We start from the raw sequence: 21054 nt of genomic DNA, 5'->3' as shown, positions 1-21054 counted from the left end.
TTTTCCATATCGATTTTTAAGTAATTGGCCAAAAAATGAAGGGGGTCAGAAAATAGATGCGTTATTCCATTTTATGGATATTAACTTTTTGTTCTATTTTGCCTCTTCACTCAGCTTCATTTTCTTCTTGGCTTGATCATTCCAACCGATGTGTTCATAATAGGCGGTTCCTTGTACATTTTTGTACTCCTTTGACGCCCTTTGTTGTTCTGGCTTTTACTCCTTCGATGAAGCTCGGATTCAAGTAGCAAATTAGGTTTCTCCCATAAAAGACGAAGTGATTGAAGCACTTCCCACAAACTCATTCGGGTTCCACTGATCACATGAATGAGCATGGCCATAGCATAAGCGATCAAAGCGATAAAGATCTGGTTCCATATCCCTTGAGGATCATAGCTATACAGCTTCACTAATCGCAAATGCTGCTTCATCCACTTGAAAAATAGCTCGATCAGCCAACGCTGCCGATAGATGTCCGCGATTTCCTCAGCACTTAGGTCAAAGCACGAAGTAGCCAGACGATACTTGCGCCCCTTTTCATCCAAAAACTCTACAAGGCGTAAAGAATTCTCTGTCTTGCGAAAGGCACTCCCTAATTGAACGATAGCATCTCGGATGATGTTTGAATCCGGATGAACCGGCAGCTCTTGCTCCACCTGCCAAACCCTATGTTTTTCGTTGATTCGAGTTACGAATTGAACTTTTTGCTCTAGCCAAGTATCGAACTGTTTATACTTCACATAACCGCGATCCATCACGTATATTGTGCCGTCATCTTCGACCAGAAAGTTCATGGTTTCGTAGTCACTCACATTCCCCGTAGTAGGGATGGCCTTCTCAGGAATGACCTCTTTCTCTTCATTTTTAGTCAAAACCAAGACTCGAACATGAATTTTGATTTGAGTGTGGTCACGGGTTACGTACGCCCAGTTGGCCAGTGTCGCCGGAAGTCTTAGACAAGTCGAGTCGATAATCCGAATCTGTGTGCCCTTGATTTCCGATGGAGCTTTCTGCTTGACCTTGCCGATGAGTTCAAGGAATAGACCTTCGAGTATCTCGGTAGGAATCATCTTTAGACGCCTGGAGATTTGAGAACTACTGATGCTGGATAGTTCCAGACTTTCCTGCAGCGTTGTGCTTGTTCGAAGTGGCTTGAGAAATGTGTTCATAAGAATCCCACTTAGCGAGTTGGGAGGCTAAAATTAACTTGATACTTTTTAAGGTAGTAAGCTTGCGAACACGATGATCGGAAATTGGAAAGCTAAAATTTTCTTCAGAAATATAAGAAAAGCATTGACGAATCACAGATAAATTGTGTATGTTACCCATGGTTGGCTCCTTTTGTTGAGATGAGTTATGGGTAACGCATCTAACTCAACAATAGGAGCTTTTTTTATTTTATTCCATGAAAATAACATATAAATTAACATATTTAGTAAATACTGTTCCGTTAATTTCTTGTGTCAGGTTTAATGCAATGCTAGTGCCTTTTGGGACGTTAATTCGGCCCGATTCGGCTCCGAGGGAATCATAGCGGTCAAAGGGCCTTATTCCCCTGATGCGGGCCCCGAAATCAGGTTTTGGCCCGCTTTTTCCCTATATAAGGCCCTAAAAAGCAATGACGTTGCATTAAACCTTCCTTGATGCTGCCCATTTAGGGCCAATCCGCCGCTTTGGCAAGCAACATGTCGAACTTAGATCGTCTCCCCCTCTAAATCATGCTAACGGTCGCCACGGCCCCTATTTGCCCTGTTTGCGCTGACTCCAAATTCTAACGGTCGCCACGGCCCCTATTTCATATAAGTATGGCTGTTTTGGTCGAAATAAAGGTAAATAACGGTCCACACGACCGTTAAAATCCCAATACGTGATTCAATCGCAACATAACGGCTCTCACGGCCGTTAGACTTCCTAACTGCAGAACCTTGTTTAGAGGCCTGTACTTATTTCGAAGTTCTCTAAAAGAGATTAAGGCATCAAGCTCCGTTGTAATCATGTGTCAGGGTTAATGCAATGCTAGTGCCTAAAAAGCGCTTATTTCACTCGACCCAGCCAAATTCGACAAAATAGCGCCGCATATGGCACTTATTCACCTACCGGCTTTTCAAATAGCAAAGCTGGCCGCTGACAATATACGGCCTAAATTCCTCCCAAAAACGTGGGGGCTCGCTCCGACGAACCCCTACCGGGGTTCTCATCCCCATTGGACGCAAAAAAGCCGGTTCACGTATGAACCGACTTTCTTCTTACGTCCCAGGAGGGATACTCGCGCTGCTGCGCGAGACTCCGCTCGTCCTTCCCTGCTAAGCGCGGGAGGTCTCGCTCCGACGAACCCCTACCGGGGTTCTCATTCCCAAGGGACGCAAAAAAGCCGGTTCACGTATGAACCGACTTTCTTCTTACGTCCCAGGAGGGATTCGAACCCCCGACCGACGGCTTAGAAGGCCGTTGCTCTATCCAGCTGAGCTACTGGGACATGATACATAAAAAACAGAAGCAAAAAAGATTATATCATGGCAAATTAGTTTGCGCAATAGGGTGGCTGGGATTTGCTATAATGGGATGATTTTTGCCTTCTTTCATCTCTATGCTATAATCTCAATAAATTAGACCGGATGAAAGGAGGTGCCCTTATCAGCGACACTCACAACCAGAAGGACAACGTGGTCTTGTTTCCCAAAACCTTGGATTTTTACCAGATTGAATTGACGAGAATGCTGGAGACCGAGCGATACGGCGAGGCTGCCGAGCTTCTGCGGTTTTTATTGCAATGCCAGGGCCAGGACGACAGGCAGTATGCGGAATGGAGGAACTTGTTGGATTGGCTCACGGACGCGTTTCCCATGCTACAGGATGAAGCGGCGAACCACACCGGCCTATCGGACGATGAGGAAGAGGACGAGGATGTCATAGCCCGGCGGCATGTCGAGGCCAAGATGGCCGAGGATCATCAATACGCCGACAAGCTTTTGCGGGCGGTCATCGGGAAGCCGATGTCGGAGCAGACGTTCCTTGCGCTGGAGCAGCTGGCTTATCTGGATCGGCCGGAAGTCGACGAGGCGCTGATTGATTGGCTGAGCCGACAAGAACTGCATCCTTTGCTTCAATATCGGGTACTTCAAATCTTAAAACGCCGCGGGGCCCATGGTGTCGTTTCGTTTTTTCGCTTTGGGGAGAAGGTGGAGATCGAAATCGAATCCGTGCCGATCAAGCCGGAGGATTTCCCTGCACCGGTTCAGCATGTTCTGGAACGCGTTGGCGATCAGACCCAGGTTCATGATCCGACGTTGTTTTATTTTGCCCAGGAGCTTTGGACGCAGTTTGTTATGGCCATTTACGGGACGATGGATTACAGGTCGCTGCTGAGCGATGAGGACAGCATGATCGACATCTGGGCCGCCGCACTCCATCAAATGGTCGCGGACAGCTTGCCGGGCGGGATTCATGAAGAGGAGATCCGGAGTTTGTACGGCATCACCGACAATTTGCGGCTGCGTTTCGAGCAAGCTTGCCGGTCCATGCGGCAGTTCGTAACGGCGGGGCTGAAGTAATGAACAATGTTTACAATAAAAACCGGTAAATCTGGAACCCGAAGGGGAACCTACTAACAGCTCTTGTAAAATGCTGTATTGTTGTTTATAATATAGTGGTTATTCTCGAACGTGGACTAAGACAGCTATACTGAAACCAAGATAGCTGCTTTATCGCGCGATTCGGTTTCAGTATTCAGTATAAGTGAAATTTGGAGGGGAAAGCATAAAATGAAAGCAACTTGGGAAAAAATAGAGAAGAACCTCGGCGTTCTCGAGGTTGAAGTGGAAGCGGAACGCGTTGCCGCTGCACTGGATAAAGCTTTTCAAAAAGTAATTAAAAAAGTAAACGTACCCGGATTCCGTAAAGGTAAAGTACCTCGGTCGATCTTTGAGGCCCGTTTCGGTGTGGAAAGCTTGTACCAAGACGCCATCGATATTTTGCTTCCTGAAGTTTATACTGAAGCGGTTGATCAAACGGATATTTTCCCGGTAGACCGCCCGGAAGTGGATGTTGAGCAATTTGCCAAGGGACAACCTTTCAAGTTTAAAGCTAAAGTAACCGTGAAGCCTGAAGTGAAGCTTGGCGACTATAAAGGTATCGAAGTTCCTGCAACTAACACCGAAGTTGGCGAAGAAGAGTTGAGCGAAGAGCTTACCCGCATGCAAGAACGCCATGCCGAGCTCGTCGTGATCGACGAAGAAGCTGCACAAAACGGTGATACCGTTGTCATCGACTTTGACGGCTCCGTGGACGGAGTTCCGTTCGAAGGCGGCAAAGCCGAGCGTTATTCCCTTGAACTGGGCAGCAACACCTTCATTCCTGGTTTTGAAGATCAGGTTGTGGGACTGGCTACAGGCGACTTTAAGGACGTAACCGTTACTTTCCCTGAAACTTACCATGCTGAAGAGTTGGCGGGTAAAGAAGCGGTATTTAAAGTGAAAGTTCACGAAATCAAGCGCAAACAGCTTCCTGAACTGGACGACGAGTTTGCCAAGGACGTAAGTGAATTCGATACGTTGGACGAATACAAAGCGGATATGAAGAAACAATTGGAATCCCGCAAGGAAAAAGAAGGCGCATCTGAACGCGAAAGAATTCTCGTTGACAAAATCGGCGAGAATGCCGAAGTGGAAATCCCGCAAGCCATGATCGACAGCGAAGTGGAGAACATGGTACGCGACTTCGATAACCGTCTCCGCGCCCAAGGCATGAACCTGGATATGTTCCTCGGTTTCTCCGGCCAAACGGTTGAAGATTTGAGAGAACAAATGAAGAACGACGCCGAGAAGCGTGTTCGCAACAACCTGGTGCTTGAGCAAATCGCGAAAGCCGAGAAAATCGAAGCGACGGAAGAGGAAGTCAACAAGGAGCTTCAGGATATGGCGGACGCTTACAAGCGCACTCCTGAGGAAATTCGTAACATCCTTGCCGCGAACGGCTCGCTGGGAAGCGTGAAAGAGGACGTTCTTCTTCGCAAGACGATTCAGTTCTTGACGGAAAACGCCAAGGAAGTTCCCGCCGAGCAATTCGAAACGGCGGAGAAATCCGAGGAAGCCGACAAGCCGGCCAAGAAAGCGACGAAGAAAGCGGCCAAAGCGGATGATTCCGCAGCGGAAGAGAAACAAAACGAAGAAGAATAAGTCCTTGCCCGCAAGGAGCTATTTGATCATACAACACAAGGCAAATGCTAAGGCACGTATAACTTAATGCGTGCCTTAATTTTTCACCTTTTATCCATACAATTATTTCCACCCGGGAATAGGATATCCCTATCGGTTATATATTGTAAATTCAAACACATAAACTGTATGGGGTGAAAAATGACATGCGCCTTTGAACGTGATAAAATAATCTAGGGCGCAGGAAATTTGATAATAGAAAAGAGGTTGGTCACATGAGTCTGGTACCTATGGTCGTGGAACAAACAAACCGGGGAGAACGGTCTTACGATATTTACTCTAGACTGCTCAAGGATCGCATTATTTTCTTAAGCAACGCGATTGACGATGACGTAGCCAATCTCGTGATTGCCCAACTGTTGTTCTTGGCAGCCGAGGATCCGGATAAAGACATCCATCTGTACATCAATTCTCCGGGTGGTTCTGTCACTGCGGGGATGGGTATATATGATACGATGCAGTACATTAAACCCGATGTGTCAACGATCTGTGTGGGCATGGCGGCCAGCATGGGCTCGCTTTTGCTGACGGCAGGCGCTCCGGGTAAGCGATTTGCGCTTCCGAACAGCGAAGTGATGATTCATCAACCGCTCGGAGGAGTTCAAGGGCAGGCGGCGGATATCAAAATTCATGCCGAATGGATTATCAAGACACGGGAGAAGTTGAACCAAATCTATGTGGATCGGACGGGTCAACCCCTTGAGAAAATCCAGCGCGACACGGACCGTGATTTCTTCATGAGCGCGGAAGAGGCTAAGGCCTATGGGATTATCGACCAGGTCATCAACAAGCCGATTAAACCATAAAGGGGTGTTTACATGTTTAAATTCAACGATGAAAAAGGACAACTGAAATGCTCATTCTGCGGAAAATCGCAGGAACAGGTCCGCAAACTGGTTGCCGGGCCGGGCGTTTATATATGTGACGAATGCATTGAATTGTGCACGGAAATCGTGGAGGAAGAGCTCGGACATGAGGAAGAGCTCGATCTCAAGGAAATTCCGAAGCCGATGGAAATCCGCGACATTTTGGATCAGTATGTTATCGGTCAGGAGCAAGCGAAGAAGTCGCTTTCCGTGGCGGTTTACAACCACTACAAGCGGGTAAATTCGCAGAGTAAGAACGATGACGTCGAGCTGCAGAAGAGTAATATTCTGCTCTTGGGACCGACAGGTTCGGGGAAAACGCTTTTGGCGCAAACGATGGCGAAGATTCTTAACGTTCCGTTTGCGATTGCCGATGCCACATCGCTTACGGAAGCCGGTTATGTGGGCGAGGATGTGGAGAACATCCTGCTGAAGCTGATCCAGGCAGCGGATTACGACGTGGAGAAAGCGGAACGCGGCATTATTTATATCGATGAAATCGATAAAGTGGCCCGTAAATCGGAGAACCCGTCGATTACGCGCGACGTTTCCGGGGAAGGCGTACAGCAAGCTCTCTTGAAAATTCTCGAAGGTACGGTAGCTTCCGTTCCGCCGCAAGGCGGCCGCAAGCATCCGCATCAGGAGTTCATTCAAATCGATACGACGAACATTTTGTTCATCTGCGGCGGTGCCTTTGACGGTCTCGAGCAAATGATCAAACGCCGGATCGGTAAGAAGGTCATCGGGTTTAACACGGCAAACGACGGACAAAAGGACCTGAAGCCGGGCGAATATCTGTCGATGGTCTTGCCGGAAGACCTCTTGAAATTCGGTTTGATTCCGGAATTCGTAGGGCGTTTGCCGGTCATTTCTACTCTGGAGCCGTTGGATGAAAAGACGCTGGTCCGCATTTTGGCGGAGCCGAAGAATGCCCTCGTGAAGCAATACCAGAAGCTGCTTGAGCTTGACAACGTCAATCTTCAGTTTGAGCCGAAGGCGCTGGAAGCCATTGCTCGCGAAGCGATCAAGCGGAATACCGGCGCGCGCGGATTGCGTGCGATCATCGAAGGCATTATGCTGGACGTGATGTATGAGGTGCCGTCCCGCGATGACATAACCGATTGCGTCATTACCGAAAAAGTCGTGATCGAGAAGACGTCGCCGGAACTCGAAGGCAATAAGAACAAGAAGCAGGAAGAGAGCGCGTAAGGCGGAAGCCGGATCGCTTACAACCCAAGTTTTCCATCACGCAGCAGGAATGGCCCTTTGGGGCCTTCTTTGCCTTTAACGGACCTTTTCCGTTATTCTGCGATTAATCTAAAACGGCACACCACACTTGCTTCGGAGTTTGTTGTCTGACTTGAAGTGCAGTGAGATTTGGCGTTATGGGGGGAGGCCAGAATATGTTCTTGAGACAAGATACGCGACCGGTGAAGGTCGGCAATCTGACGATCGGCGGGAGCAATGAAGTCATTATCCAGAGTATGTGCACGACCAAAACGGCGGATGTCGCCGCGACGGTTGCTGAAATCCACCGGTTGGAGGAAGCCGGCTGCCAGTTGGTTCGCGTGACGGTGAATAACGAGGAAGCGGCTGCGGCCATCAAGGAAATCAAGAAGCAGATTCACATACCGCTTGTGGCCGACATCCACTTTAATTACAAGCTGGCTCTGCTGGCTATCGAGAACGGGATTGACAAGGTACGGATCAACCCCGGGAACATCGGTCGGCGCGAGAAGGTCGAAGCCGTCGTTAAAGCCTGCAAGGAGAGAGGCATTCCGATTCGAATCGGCGTAAACGCAGGCTCTTTGGAGAACCACCTTCTGGAGAAATACGGGTACCCAACGCCGGAAGCGATGGTGGAAAGCGCGTTATTCCATATCGGAATTTTGGAAGAACTGGATTTTCACGATATCATCGTCTCGCTGAAGGCCTCGGACGTACCGATGGCCATTGCGGCGTATACCAAGGCGGCGGAAGTTATTCCTTACCCGCTTCATCTCGGCATCACGGAAGCCGGTACGCTCTTTTCCGGTACCGTGAAGAGTGCGGCCGGAATTGGGGCGCTGCTCTCCATGGGGATCGGTTCGACCGTGCGGATTTCGCTCAGCGCCGATCCGGTTGAAGAGGTCAAAGTGGCCCGTGAATTGCTGAAAACGTTCGGTCTGATCACAAATGCGGCCACGCTCGTGTCCTGTCCCACCTGCGGTCGCCTGGACATTGATCTGTTCTCGATCGCCAATGAGGTGGAGGACTATATCGCCAACCTGAAAGTACCGATCAAAGTCTCGGTACTGGGATGTGCGGTCAACGGTCCCGGCGAAGCCCGGGAGGCCGATATCGGGATCGCCGGTGCGCGCGGGGAAGGATTGTTATTCCGTTACGGAGAAATGATCCGTAAAGTACCTGAAGCCGAGTTGCTTTCCGAGCTCAAGAAAGAGATCGACCATATCGTCGAGGTGTACGAAGCGACCGGCGAAATTCCGGGGCGGAAGGAACATCGGTCGTTTAGCGCGAAATAAGTCTGGATTTTACAAAGCCGTGGGCTGTCATTTACGATAGTCCGCGGCTTTTTTTGCGAAAAAGATATGATTCTTCCGTGTGGGTCGTTTTATGATGGGGTGAAAGGGCTATACTACCAAGTATCAGTCAAAGTGGGGAGGTTCTGTGACATGGATCTGAGTGTCATTCTGATGTCCGTTCAAATGTTTTTTGCTGTAGTCATCGGCCTGTATTTCTGGAATCAGCTGCGCAATCAAAAAGGAAACCGGACGGCGGTGGACCGCGAATCTCGCAAGGAGATGGAGAAGCTGCGCAAGCTGCGGGCGATTTCGCTGACGAAGCCGCTTGCGGAGCGGACGCGTCCGGCTTCATTGAGCGATATCGTCGGCCAGAAGGATGGGCTTCGTGCCTTGAAGGCGGCGCTGTGCAGCGCAAATCCGCAGCACGTGATCATTTACGGGCCGCCGGGCGTAGGCAAGACCGCTGCGGCACGCGTGGTTATGGAGGAGGCGAAGAAGAACCCGGTCTCCCCTTTTAAAACCGACGCGAAATTTATGGAGATCGATGCCACGATCGCCCGGTTCGATGAGCGCGGGATCGCGGATCCGCTGATCGGATCGGTGCATGATCCGATCTATCAAGGGGCCGGGGCGATGGGGGTCGCCGGTATCCCGCAGCCGAAGCCCGGGGCCGTAACCAAGGCCCACGGAGGGATTTTGTTCATCGATGAGATCGGTGAACTGCATTCCATCCAGATGAATAAGCTGCTGAAGGTGCTGGAAGATCGGAAGGTGTATTTGGAGAGCGCCTATTACAATTCCGAGGATACCGGTACGCCGGCGTATATTCATGATATTTTCCAAAACGGCTTGCCTGCCGACTTCAGGCTCGTGGGCGCGACGACGCGCTCGCCCCAGGAGATTCCGCCCGCGCTGCGTTCCCGATGTATGGAGATCTATTTCCGGCCGCTGCTTCCGGAGGAGATCGCGCAAATCGCCGAGGATGCCGTGAAGCGAATCGGATTTCAGCCTTGCCCGGAAGCGGTGGAAGTCATCAAGAAATACGCCACCAACGGCCGTGAGGCGGTTAACATGGTGCAGTTGGCGGCAGGACTCGCGCTGACGGAGAAACGGGATCACCTGCTGGCGGCGGACCTGGAATGGGTGGCCACAAGCAGCCAGCTGGTACCTCGTCCGGACCGGAAAATTCCGGCGCAGCCGGAAATCGGGGTCGTCAACGGGCTGGCCGTTTACGGGGTCAACATGGGCACGCTGCTGGAAATTGAAGCGACGGCTGTTCCTGTGGAACCCGGCAAAGGCATCTACAATATCACAGGTGTAGTGGATGAAGAGGAAATCGGAGGGGGGACTCGGACGCTTCGGCGCAAGAGTATGGCCAAAGGCTCGGTCGAAAATGTGCTGACCGTGCTGAAGCGGATCGGTATCGACCCTTCCGGCTATGATCTGCACATTAACTTTCCGGGAGGGACGCCGATCGACGGTCCGTCAGCGGGTCTGGCGATCGCGACGGCCATCGCCTCGGCGATTAAACGGATTCCGGTGGATCACCGCGTCGCCATGACGGGAGAAATCGGTATCCATGGCAAGGTTAAGCCGGTCGGCGGTGTGGTCGCCAAGGTGGAGGCCGCTTTTCAGGCCGGGGCAACCACGGTGCTTATTCCGAAGGATAATTGGCAGACTCTTTTTGAAGGCTTGGACGGATTGCGGGTCATTCCCGTTGAATCGGTCGGCGAAGTGTTCCGGCATGTCTTCGGCCCCGAAGCCGAGAAGGACTTCGGCTTTATGTCGGGTGGAGAGCTGTTTGCGCCTTTGCCGGCGCCGGCGCCTTTTCTGCATGCCGAGTCGCCTCCATCCAACGGCGTGGTCTGACCGGGGTTGGGTTCTGGGCGGCTGCCGTTTGGGCAGCCGCTCTTCATTGGTGTTTTCATGTAACATTTGTTAAAATAGGAATGATATCTTAACGAGAACGTTTGGAGGTGCGAAAACGATGGGACCCCATAAATCCAGAGGTCGTCGTTTTCCTTTGCTGCCTTTGCGCGGCCTTCTCGTCTACCCGAGCATGGTGCTTCATTTGGATGTAGGCCGGGAAAAGTCGGTGAAGGCGCTGGAGAAGGCGATGGTCGACGACAATTTGATTCTCCTCTGTTCTCAATCCGAAGTGAACATTGAAGAACCGACCCAGGAAGACATTTTTCGTATCGGTACAGTCGCGAAAGTTCGGCAAATGTTGAAGCTGCCGAACGGCACCATCCGGGTGCTGGTCGAGGGGATGGAACGTGCCGAGATTGTGGAATATTTGGATAATGAAGAGTATTACGAGGTGATTGCCAAAGAGCGGCCGGAGGAGGATACGACCGATCCGGAAGTCGATGCGTTAATGCGCACGGTGCTCACCCAATTCGAACATTATATCAATTTATCGAAGAAGGTTACCCCCGAGACGCTTGCGGCGGTTTCGGACATTGAAGAAGCGGGCCGCCTCGCCGACGTCATTACGAGCCACTTGTCCCTTAAAATTAAGGATAAGCAAGAGATTTTGGAGACGATCGACGTCCGAAAACGCCTGGAAAAATTGCTCGACATTTTGAATAACGAGCGAGAAGTGCTGGAGCTGGAGCGCAAAATCAGCCAGCGCGTCAAGAAGCAGATGGAGAAGACCCAGAAGGAATACTATCTGCGGGAACAGATGAAGGCGATTCAGAAGGAACTCGGCGAGAAGGAAGGGCGGGCCGGCGAAGTCGAGGAATTACGGGCTTTGCTCGAGGAGAAGAACCTGCCGGAGAAAGTCCGCGAGAAGACGCAGAAGGAGATTGACCGGCTGGAGAAGATGCCGGCCAGCTCCGCTGAAGGCGGGGTTATCCGCAATTATGTGGACTGGCTGCTGAGCTTGCCTTGGGACGAGAAAACCGAGGATGACCTGGATTTGGCCAAAGCGGAGCAGGTGCTGAACGAAGATCATTACGGACTCGATAAACCCAAAGAGCGCGTTCTGGAGTATCTGGCGGTACAGAAGCTGGTGAAGAAGCTCAAAGGGCCGATCCTCTGTCTAGTAGGGCCGCCAGGGGTGGGTAAGACTTCGCTCGCCCGCTCGATCGCCAAATCGCTCGGACGCGAGTTCGTGCGGATTTCTTTAGGCGGAGTTCGCGATGAAGCGGAGATCCGCGGGCACCGGCGGACCTATGTGGGCGCGATGCCGGGGCGGATCATCCAGGGGATGAAGACGGCCGGGACGCTGAATCCGGTGTTCCTGCTGGACGAAATCGATAAGATGGCCTCCGATTTCCGCGGGGATCCGTCATCGGCGCTGCTTGAGGTGCTCGATCCCGAGCAGAACAACACGTTCAGCGATCACTTCATCGAGGTTCCTTTCGATTTGTCGAACGTCATGTTCGTGACGACCGCCAATGCGGTCCATAACATTCCGCGTCCGCTCCTGGACCGGATGGAAATGCTCTATATTCCGGGCTACACGGAATTGGAGAAGCTGCAAATCGCTACCCGTTACCTGCTGCCCAAGCAGAAGCGGGAGCATGGGCTGGAGCCGGAGCAGTTGGAGATCGGCGAAGAGGCGCTTCTCCGCACCATCCGGGAGTATACCCGGGAATCGGGGGTGCGGAATCTCGAGCAGCAGGTTGCCGCTCTGTGCCGGAAGGCCGCCAAGAAGGTGGTATCCGAAGGGCTGCAGGAGATCACAATCGGCCCCGAAGAGATCAAGGACTATCTGGGTGTGCCTAAATACCGGTACGGCGTAGCGGAGCTCGAGGATCAAATCGGTACGGTGACCGGACTCGCTTGGACGGAAGTAGGCGGAGAGACGTTAGTGATCGAGGTCACCGTCGTCCCCGGCAGCGGGAAATTGACGCTGACAGGAAAGCTCGGCGACGTGATGAAAGAGTCCGCACAAGCGGCTTTTAGTTATACGCGTTCGAAAGCCTCGGAGCTGGGGATCGCTGCCGACTTCCATGAGAAGAACGATATCCATATTCATATCCCTGAAGGGGCGATCCCGAAAGACGGACCATCCGCGGGCATTACGATCGCCACCGCGCTGATTTCCGCGTTAACGGGTCGCCATGTATCCAAGGATATCGCGATGACCGGAGAAATTACGCTGCGCGGACGCGTTTTGCCGATCGGCGGTTTGAAGGAGAAATCGCTGGCCGCGCATCGCGCAGGTTACAAGAAAGTCCTGCTGCCGAAGGATAATGAGCGCGATTTGCGCGATATTCCGGACAGTGTGAAGGACGATATGGTGTTCGTGCCCGTATCCCATATGGACCAGGTGCTGGAACATGCGCTTGTGGAGCAGCCGGAAGTGCATTAGAGAGGATTGAAACGATGAAGATAACCAGTGCAGAATTTGTGATCAGCGCTGTAGGACCCAGCCAATACCCTGAAGACGCCTTGCCGGAGATCGCTCTGGCAGGGCGTTCCAACGTCGGGAAGTCCTCGCTGATCAACCGTATGATCAACCGTAAGAACTTGGCCCGGACCAGCTCGACTCCGGGGAAGACCCAGCATTTGAACTACTACCGGATCAATGACGAAATCTACTTCGTCGATTTTCCCGGTTACGGCTATGCCAAGGTGTCCAAGTCCCAACGTCAGGTTTGGGGAAATATGATCGAAAAATATTTGCTGGAGCGGGAAACGCTCCGGCTAGTCCTGCTTGTCATCGATTTGCGCCATCCGCCGTCCAAGGATGACGAGCTGATGTATGACTGGTTGAAGCACTATGACTTGCCTGTCTGCGTGGTGGCGACGAAAGCCGATAAAATTCCGAAGTCCCGCTGGCAGAAGCACTTGAAGGTAATTCGGGAAGCGCTCGTAATGCGTGCGGGCGATCAGATCGTTATGTTTTCCTCCGAGGAAGGCATCGGTCGGGACGAGCTATGGTCGCAAATATCCCGTTATGCGATGCCAGACAGCTTGGACACTCCCAAAGAGTGAATTAGAAAAAATTGCATAAATCGATGGATCAAGAAGGGATTCGGAGAACAGTCGGCAGGAAAGTGAGCATGCAGGGGGATTGTTGCGGCTAAAAACGGCTAAATCCGTTTTTTTCTGAAAAATGGCAGGATTTCACGTTTTAATCGCTGAGCAAATCATTAAATGAGTAGTGTATAATTATTTTAAAGGATTGTTAAAAGAATTGAGGAGATTTTTATGGCTCAGCGGTTAGCCACAGAGTATGTTAATGCCAGTTTGCGTTTGTCGGAAGTTCAGATGTCGCAGTTTATTCACAAAGTGTATGATCCTCACGTCCGCCAGCGGGTCAAGGTGCTGGATAACGGAAGTCAAGAGGTGGTGCTGGAGGATGACAGCGGAGAGGAAGTCCATCTGCCTTTTGACCGCAGGGACGGTTATTATGTCTGTGAATTGTCTTTCCGCTTGGAAAAACCCCATTTGACCAATGTAATGAGACTTCTGTTTGCCGCCTTCAAGGGTTCGGGCATGGTCACAAGAATTTATAACGGATTCATGATGATGTATTATTATCAAGATGGCCGGGTGCGCAAGATCCTTGAATTCTCCCGGGATTCCTACAAATTGGTGTATGAGTTTAAAGATACGTTGGGCGAGCTTCAAAGAATTTACCGGAATAACGATGTGGAACGGGAGATTGAAGGTATTCATACCCGCATCAACACGTTGCTCGATCAGCGAATCGTCGCCAAAGATGCCGCCTCGGTAACGGCAATCGATGATGAACTGCGAGGATTCACACGCCGGTTGTTCGTTCTGGAGGCCTGATCCTTATCTTGCTGAGTAAGAACTAATCCATCCCATCAATGAATTTCTATGCAGCCCGCGATTTAAGGGGAGACCTTGAATCGCGGGTTTTTCGTTGCTTTTTTTCTGCACCGAACGCCCGTATCCGGAATAATATTTATCTGTGGTCAAAAAAGTGTTGCATTTGTCATCGATAGATGGTATTTTTAATCTCGTTGAAAAGAAAATAGGAACCAGGATTCACTCAGGACATGGAGATGTTGCGAGAGATTTTTCCCTCGGGAAGTGAATGACGTAGGTCCTAGCGGATGAAATTTTTTCAAACATTTTATTCCTAGGAAGGGGGAACCGAAAGATGGAATATTCAACTTTCGGAAGACACGTTGCTGTTGATACTTGGGGAGTCGATTTTGAGGTACTGAACAACGCAGAGCTGCTGCAAGCTCATATGGTGGAAGCTGCCGAATCTTGCGGAGCCACGGTGCTGTCCGTGCAATCCAAACAGTTCGAACCACAAGGTGCCACGGTGCTTGTTTTGCTGTCGGAGAGCCATCTCTCGATTCATACGTATCCTGAGAGAGGTTTTGCTGCGATTGATTGTTACACTTGCGGTGAGACCGTAGACCCGCAGCTGGCAATCGATTACCTGGTTTCCGTATTAAAACCGGAAAAATGCTACGCGAAGAAACTGATTCGCGGTTTGGGCGAGCTTGAGGTCGTGACTCCGGTCGTTAATCAAGCGGAGTTGGTTTAAGACCTATATAATTTACTTAGAAAATGGGAAAGATATTATAACCATGGAAGAACTTCCATGGTTATTTATTTTATTAAAATTTTACATTTCATAAATAATTCATAAAAAACTCATGGAAAACCCCGAGTTTGCGGTGGCCTCTGTGATATAATTAACATAGTTTGTTCAAGAGGAATGCTGTCACAACTTCTAAAAGGCAGGTGAACTTGCAATGCACATTGTCGTAGTCGGGTTAAACTATCGGACGGCGCCTGTGGAAGTAAGAGAACGCTTTGCGTTTGCGGATCAGGATATGCCACAAGCGCTGCAGGAGTTGAAACGCACCAAGAGTGTATTGGAAGGCGTCATAATCGCAACCTGCAACCGCACGGAAATTTATGTGGTCGTAGACAGACTGCATATGTGCGGGTATTTTATCCGAAGTTTTATGGAGAAGTGGTTTGGTATTCCGCGCGAGGAATTTACCAAGCATTTATATATGTATGAAGACGAGCAAGCCATCCGTCATCTGTTTAGAGTCGCATGCGGCCTGGATTCCATGGTGTTGGGGGAAACGCAGATCCTGGGTCAGGTCCGCAGCGCTTTTTTGCTGTCCCAGCGCGAAAAAGGTACCGGAAAGTGGTTCAACATGCTGTTTAAACAGGCCGTTACTCTAAGCAAGCGGGCCCATTCGGAAACCTCGATCGGCGAGAGTGCGGTTTCGGTCAGCTATGCTGCCGTGGAGCTTGGAAAGCGGATCTTCGGAAGCTTCACCGGCAAGCGGGTGCTGATTCTCGGCGCCGGCAAAATGAGCGAATTGACGGCCAAGCACTTAAGCGGAGCGGGAGCGGAGGAAGTGATTGTCGCCAATCGTACGTTCGGACGTGCGCAGGAGCTGGCCGCCAAATTTAATGGCACCCCTTGCTCGATGCAGGAAGCGATGAACCGGCTGACCGAGGTCGATATTTTGATCAGTTCGACCGGAGCCGAGGGTTACGTCATTACGCAATCCCAGGTAGCCAAGAGCATGCAGCAGCGTCCGGACCGGCCGCTGTTTATGATCGATATCGCGGTTCCCCGGGACATCGATCCGGCCATCGGCGAGCTGGAGCATGTGTTTTTGTACGATATCGACGACCTCGAAGGAATTGTGGAGAGCAATCTGGAAATGCGGCGGGGAGAAGCCGTGAAAATTGAAGAAATGATCGAGGCGGAAATCGAGGTTTTCGGAAACTGGCTGCAAACTTTGGGAGTCAAGCCTGTGATCCGGGCCTTGCAGGAGAAGTCTTCCACCATTCATGAGACGACGCTGGAGAGCATGTTCAACAAGCTGCCCGAGCTCGATGAGCGTCAGCGGAAGGTCATTCGCCGGTTGACCAAGAGCATCGTGAACCAGATGATGCACGATCCGATCAACCGGATTAAAGAGATGGCGGGGGAGGAGAAGGGAGCCGAGGCGCTCGACTGGTTTACGCAGATTTTCGCGTTGGAAGAGCATATCAAGATGCTGGACGAGTCGAGTCTTGAAAGCGGAGCTTCCAAGGAGGTTTTGGAGCTTTCCGAAGAGAAAGAAGCGTCGGCACAGCCTCCCCTCTCTCTGGTACACGCATCCGTGTAAAATATGCCCCGAGCCTTCAGTTTGACTTTCGGTCGGATTCGCCGGAATGTTGCGAGGGCTTGGGGTTTCTTGCTGTTTTTCGACCGGTTCGCTGGAAAAATGCAAAAGGGTACAGTATGCTATACACAATACGGAAACTTCAGGAAGGGTACCTATAACTTTATGACTTATTATGTTCCGCTGATGATGAACCTGGAAAACCGTCGGTGCGTGATTGTGGGCGGCGGCTCCGTAGCCGAAAGAAAAATGGTCTCGCTGATCGATGCAGGCGCCCGGCTTGTGCTGATCAGCCCTACGGCCACTTCCTTGCTGGAACGATGGGATGCGGAAGACCGGCTGACCTGGGAGCGGCGCCGCTACCGTGAAGGCGACTTGCAAGGCGCTTTTCTCGTCTATGCGGCCACGGATCAAGCGGAGGTCAACGATGCCGTAACGGCGGAGGCCAATGCTCTCGGAATTCCCGTTAATCATGCGGGAGAGGGCGGAAAGGGATCCTTTATTTCGCCGAGCGTTGTCCGGCGGGGCGGGTTGGTTTTGGGCGTTTCCACGTCCGGGGCGGGCCCTCTGGCGGCGAAAAAGTTAAGCCGGGACTTGGAGACGCATTTCGGCGAGGATTATGAAACCTATGTGGTGTTTTTAAGTTTGGCCCGAAAGATGATCAAAGAGCGGGTGGCGGACACACAGCGAAGAGCCGTTCTCTTCAAAGCCTTGGTGGAGATGGATATACTCGCATCGATCCGCGAGGGCCGTTTTCCGGCTTGGAATGAGGATAAATGGATCGCATGGATGGATGAATACCGGGAGGAATGAAGGATGAGACGAACCATTGTGGTAGGGACAAGGCAAAGCCAGCTCGCCCTGACGCAGACGGGACAGATAATCGACAGCTTGAAGGCGATCTGCAGGGACCGGGGGCTTCCTTACGATTTCGAGATCAAGAAAATCGTAACGAAGGGCGACCGGATATTGGACGTTACTTTGTCCAAGGTCGGAGGCAAAGGCTTGTTCGTCAAAGAGATTGAGCAGGCGATGCTGGACGGGGAGATCGACCTGGCGGTACATAGCATGAAGGATATGCCCTCCGAACTCCCCGAAGGGCTGATCAACGGCGCCGTTCCGAAGCGGGTAGATCCCCGGGATGCACTGATTTCCAAGGAAGGGCGCACGCTCGACGAATTGCCGCAGGGAGCGAAGGTGGGCACTAGCAGTCTGAGAAGATCCAGCCAGCTTAGTGCCTATCGGCCGGATCTCGTACTGGAGCCGATTCGCGGCAATATCGATTCCCGGCTGCGAAAGCTGGAGACGGAAGGCTTTGATGCGATTATTTTGGCGGCAGCCGGCCTGTTCCGGATGGGCTGGGAGGATAAAATCACCGCCTATCTTCCGACGGACGTATGCCTCCCCGCGGTCGGCCAAGGAGCACTCGGGATCGAATGCCGGGAGAACGACAAGGAGGTCCGGGAACTGCTGGCCTTGATCAATGACCCGGAGACCGCGCTGACGGTGGCCGCCGAACGCAGGTTTCTCGGGGTTTTGGGAGGAAGCTGTCAGGTCCCGGTCGGCGCATTTGCGGTTTTGGGCAAAAACGAACAGGGCTCGGGATATGAAGAGCTTGCCCGTGAAATCGTTTTGACCGGGATGGTAGGGGCGCCGGACGGGCGCGTTATCCTGAAAGAAACAATGGCGGGGAATGACCCGGCTCTGTTGGGGGAAGCTGTGGCGGAAAAGCTCATTTCCGAAGGAGCGGACGAAATTTTGGCGGCAGCCAGGGAGTGATGGAGATGACGGGGAGAGTATATCTGGTTGGCGCAGGGCCTGGGGATGCCAGGCTGATTACCGTGAAGGGGCTGGATTGCCTGGCGAAGGGCGATGTGATCGTCTACGACCGGTTAGCGAATCCCAGCTTGCTCGGCAAGGCGAAGCGCGGTGCGGAGAAAATCTATGTGGGCAAACGGACGGACCGACACACAATGAAGCAGGAGGATATCAACCAGCTATTGGTCGACCTGGCCTTGACGGGCAAAACGGTAGTGCGCCTGAAAGGCGGGGATCCGACCATTTTCGGACGCGTCGGGGAGGAAGCCGAGCTGCTGCGCAAGCACGGAATTCCTTACGAAATCGTGCCTGGAATCACCGCGGCAATTTCGGTGCCGGCCTACGCCGGCATCCCGGTAACGCACCGGGATATGGCCTCGTCGCTATCGATCATTACCGGGCATGAGAGCCCGGATAAGCTGGATTTGTCCATTCATTGGGAAAAAGTGACGAACGCGACGGGAACGCTGGTATTTATGATGGGCGTGGCCAAAATCGGCTACATCAGCCGGCAGTTGATGAAGCACGGCCGGCCGCCCGAGACCCCGGTCGCTCTCGTGCGCTGGGGAACCCGCGCCGAACAGGAGACGCTGACCGGCACGCTCGCGGATATCGAGCAGAAGGTAATGGAGGCCGACTTCAAGCCGCCGGCCGTCATCGTGGTCGGCGAGGTCGTGAACCAGCGGGAGCAGTTGATGTGGGCGGAGTCCTTGCCGCTGTTCGGCACGCGTATTCTGGTGACCCGTTCCCGCTCCCAGGCGAGCGAACTGGTTCGGCAGATCGAGGACCTTGGCGGCGAGCCCTACGAATTTCCGGTCATCGACTTCGAAATGCCTTCGGGCGAGCCGCTGGCTGCTGCGGAGCAGGCGTTGGAGCGCTTGCCGGAATATGACTGGGCTTTTTTTACCAGCGTAAACGGCGTGGAGTTTTTCTTTCATCACTTGGAGAGAATGGGTAAAGATATCAGAGCCTTGCATAACGCCCGGATCGCGGCGGTTGGTCCCGCGACGAAAGAAGCGTTGAGACGCTACGGGATCGCGGCGGAAGAACTGCCGGGACGCTATCAGGCCGAAGGACTGCTTGAGGCGTTCGATACGGCGCTGAAGCCCGGACAAAAGGTGCTGCTCCCGCGCGGCGACTTGGCGCGCTCCTGGCTGCCCGCAGCGCTTCGCGACCACGGCCTCGACGTCACGGAGGCGGTGATGTATGCCACCGTTCCGGCCTCGGATGAGGACGAAGAGTTGCTTAAAATGCTGAAAGAAGGCAAGATTCATGCCGTCACCTTCACCAGTTCATCGACGGTGACGAATTTGCTCGGCGCTCTGAAGCGCATGGGGATTGAGGACCCGGCGTCCGCGCTGGAAGGCGCGGCCATCGCCTGCATCGGCCCCGTGACGGCGAAGACAGCCGAGGAGGCGGGACTTCGCGTAGAGATTCTCGCCGAAGAAGCGACGATTTCGAGCCTGGTGGCCGCTCTTCTCGGCTGGAAGCAGGGCGGCGGCCGCCGAAAGCTGAATTGATTCTTTAAGGGAGGATTGTTTCATGAGTTTTCCGATTGTAAGACACCGCCGGCTGCGGCAATCCGCCGCCATTCGCGGCATGGTGCGCGAGACGGTTTTGACGGTGGATGATTTCATTCAACCGATATTTGTGGCCCACGGCAGCGGAATCAAGAACGAGATTTCCTCGATGCCGGGCGTTTATCATTTTTCGCTGGACACGCTTGACGAGGAAGTAAAGGAAATCGTTGACCTCGGCATCCCGGCGGTCCTGTTGTTCGGCATTCCGGAAACGAAGGACAGCGTAGGTTCCTCCGCGTTCAATGAGGAAGGCATCGTTCAGCAGGCTACGCGCAAAATCAAGGCGCTGTATCCGGATCTGCTGGTCGTGGCCGATACCTGCCTGTGCGAGTTTACCGATCATGGCCACTGCGGAATGGTACATACTTTTGAGCGCGACGGCCATCTCTGCGGGGATGTGCTGAACGACGAGTCGCTGGACCTGCTGGTTCGTACCGCGGTCTCTCAGGCCAAAGCCGGAGCGGATATCATCGCGCCCTCCAATATGATGGACGGCTTTGTGCAAGCGATTCGCGCGGGGCTGGACGAGGCGGGCTTCAGCCATATTCCGATCATGTCCTATTCGGTGAAATACGCGTCCGCGTTCTACGGGCCATTCCGCGAAGCTGCGGATTCGGCACCGCAGTTCGGCGACCGCAAGACGTACCAGATGGACCCGGCCAACGCGCGCGAAGCGCTCAGAGAGGCGGAATCGGACGTGCTGGAGGGAGCGGACATGCTGATGGTGAAGCCGGCGCTTGCCTTTATGGACGTGCTGCGCCTGCTCCGGGACCAATTCGATCTGCCGCTCGTAGCTTATAATGTGAGCGGGGAGTATTCCATGGTCAAAGCGGCTTCCGAACGGGGCTGGATCAATGAGCGGGCCATCGTTACGGAGATGCTGCTCGGCATGAAGCGGGCCGGTGCGGATATCATCATCACCTATTTCGCCAAAGACGCTGCCCGCTGGCTGCGCGAGGGTAAATAGAACTAAT

The 21054-nt window shown here is 52.6% G+C and carries 16 protein-coding genes and 1 tRNA gene; 15 read left to right on the top strand and 2 right to left on the bottom strand.

The window, feature by feature from the left end:
• Positions 1–116: 116 nt before the first annotated feature.
• Together V4U88_RS25695 and V4U88_RS25690 are read right to left on the bottom strand one after the other, a co-directional pair.
• The gene (locus tag V4U88_RS25695) at positions 117–1169 is read right to left on the bottom strand and encodes an IS4 family transposase (RefSeq protein ID WP_334073952.1); all 1053 of its coding nucleotides are present in this window, start codon (positions 1167–1169) and stop codon (positions 117–119) included.
• Between the two features lie 1233 nt (positions 1170–2402).
• Positions 2403–2476, bottom strand: a tRNA-Arg gene (locus V4U88_RS25690).
• Between the two features lie 139 nt (positions 2477–2615).
• On the opposite strand from V4U88_RS25690, the gene V4U88_RS25685 reads away from it, so the two are divergent.
• The 15 genes from V4U88_RS25685 to hemB all read left to right on the top strand — a co-directional run bounded on the left by V4U88_RS25685 (position 2616) and on the right by hemB (position 21047).
• Positions 2616–3551 carry a hypothetical protein gene (locus V4U88_RS25685; RefSeq protein ID WP_334076040.1) on the top strand — a complete coding sequence of 312 codons (936 nt, stop codon included), beginning with the start codon at positions 2616–2618 and terminating at the stop codon, positions 3549–3551.
• Positions 3552–3761: 210 nt separating this feature from the next.
• The gene (gene tig / locus V4U88_RS25680; protein WP_334076039.1) at positions 3762–5174 is read left to right on the top strand and encodes a trigger factor; all 1413 of its coding nucleotides are present in this window, start codon (positions 3762–3764) and stop codon (positions 5172–5174) included.
• A 254-nt stretch (positions 5175–5428) separates the two neighbouring features.
• Positions 5429–6019, top strand: a complete 591-nt coding sequence (gene clpP, locus V4U88_RS25675) for an ATP-dependent Clp endopeptidase proteolytic subunit ClpP (protein WP_148457252.1) — start codon at positions 5429–5431, stop codon at positions 6017–6019.
• 12 nt (positions 6020–6031) lie between these two features.
• The gene (clpX, locus tag V4U88_RS25670) at positions 6032–7288 is read left to right on the top strand and encodes an ATP-dependent protease ATP-binding subunit ClpX (protein ID WP_334076038.1); all 1257 of its coding nucleotides are present in this window, start codon (positions 6032–6034) and stop codon (positions 7286–7288) included.
• A 194-nt stretch (positions 7289–7482) separates the two neighbouring features.
• On the top strand, positions 7483–8601 hold the full coding sequence (ispG, locus tag V4U88_RS25665; protein WP_334076037.1) for a flavodoxin-dependent (E)-4-hydroxy-3-methylbut-2-enyl-diphosphate synthase: 1119 nt from the start codon (positions 7483–7485) through the stop codon (positions 8599–8601).
• 150 nt (positions 8602–8751) lie between these two features.
• Positions 8752–10470, top strand: a complete 1719-nt coding sequence (lonB, locus tag V4U88_RS25660; protein ID WP_334076036.1) for an ATP-dependent protease LonB — start codon at positions 8752–8754, stop codon at positions 10468–10470.
• Between the two features lie 118 nt (positions 10471–10588).
• A complete protein-coding gene (gene lon, locus V4U88_RS25655) occupies positions 10589–12925 on the top strand; it encodes an endopeptidase La (protein ID WP_334076035.1) in 2337 nt (778 codons plus the stop codon).
• 14 nt (positions 12926–12939) lie between these two features.
• The gene (gene yihA / locus V4U88_RS25650; protein ID WP_334076034.1) at positions 12940–13551 is read left to right on the top strand and encodes a ribosome biogenesis GTP-binding protein YihA/YsxC; all 612 of its coding nucleotides are present in this window, start codon (positions 12940–12942) and stop codon (positions 13549–13551) included.
• A gap of 216 nt (positions 13552–13767) precedes the next feature.
• Positions 13768–14355 (top strand): non-ribosomal peptide synthetase module, encoded by a 588-nt coding sequence (locus V4U88_RS25645; protein ID WP_334076033.1) that lies wholly within the window; start codon positions 13768–13770, stop codon positions 14353–14355.
• A 334-nt stretch (positions 14356–14689) separates the two neighbouring features.
• Positions 14690–15088: an adenosylmethionine decarboxylase gene (gene speD, locus V4U88_RS25640; protein ID WP_148457265.1), complete on the top strand. Its 399-nt coding sequence runs from the start codon at positions 14690–14692 to the stop codon at positions 15086–15088.
• A gap of 211 nt (positions 15089–15299) precedes the next feature.
• On the top strand, positions 15300–16685 hold the full coding sequence (hemA, locus tag V4U88_RS25635; protein WP_334076032.1) for a glutamyl-tRNA reductase: 1386 nt from the start codon (positions 15300–15302) through the stop codon (positions 16683–16685).
• Positions 16686–16847: 162 nt separating this feature from the next.
• Entirely contained in the window at positions 16848–17495 is a 648-nt protein-coding gene (locus V4U88_RS25630; protein ID WP_334076031.1) for a precorrin-2 dehydrogenase/sirohydrochlorin ferrochelatase family protein, read from the top strand.
• Positions 17496–17498: 3 nt separating this feature from the next.
• On the top strand, positions 17499–18461 hold the full coding sequence (hemC, locus tag V4U88_RS25625) for a hydroxymethylbilane synthase (protein ID WP_334076030.1): 963 nt from the start codon (positions 17499–17501) through the stop codon (positions 18459–18461).
• A gap of 5 nt (positions 18462–18466) precedes the next feature.
• A complete protein-coding gene (gene cobA / locus V4U88_RS25620) occupies positions 18467–20020 on the top strand; it encodes a uroporphyrinogen-III C-methyltransferase (RefSeq protein ID WP_334076029.1) in 1554 nt (517 codons plus the stop codon).
• Positions 20021–20042: 22 nt separating this feature from the next.
• Positions 20043–21047 (top strand): porphobilinogen synthase, encoded by a 1005-nt coding sequence (hemB, locus tag V4U88_RS25615; RefSeq protein ID WP_334076028.1) that lies wholly within the window; start codon positions 20043–20045, stop codon positions 21045–21047.
• The last annotated feature ends 7 nt before the right edge of the window (positions 21048–21054 follow it).

Source organism: Paenibacillus sp. A14 (assembly GCF_036864815.1).
Lineage (GTDB): Bacteria > Bacillota > Bacilli > Paenibacillales > Paenibacillaceae > Fontibacillus > Fontibacillus sanfengchensis.
Note: the sequence above shows the minus strand (reverse complement) of the source record. Positions and strands in the feature narration are given on the sequence as shown.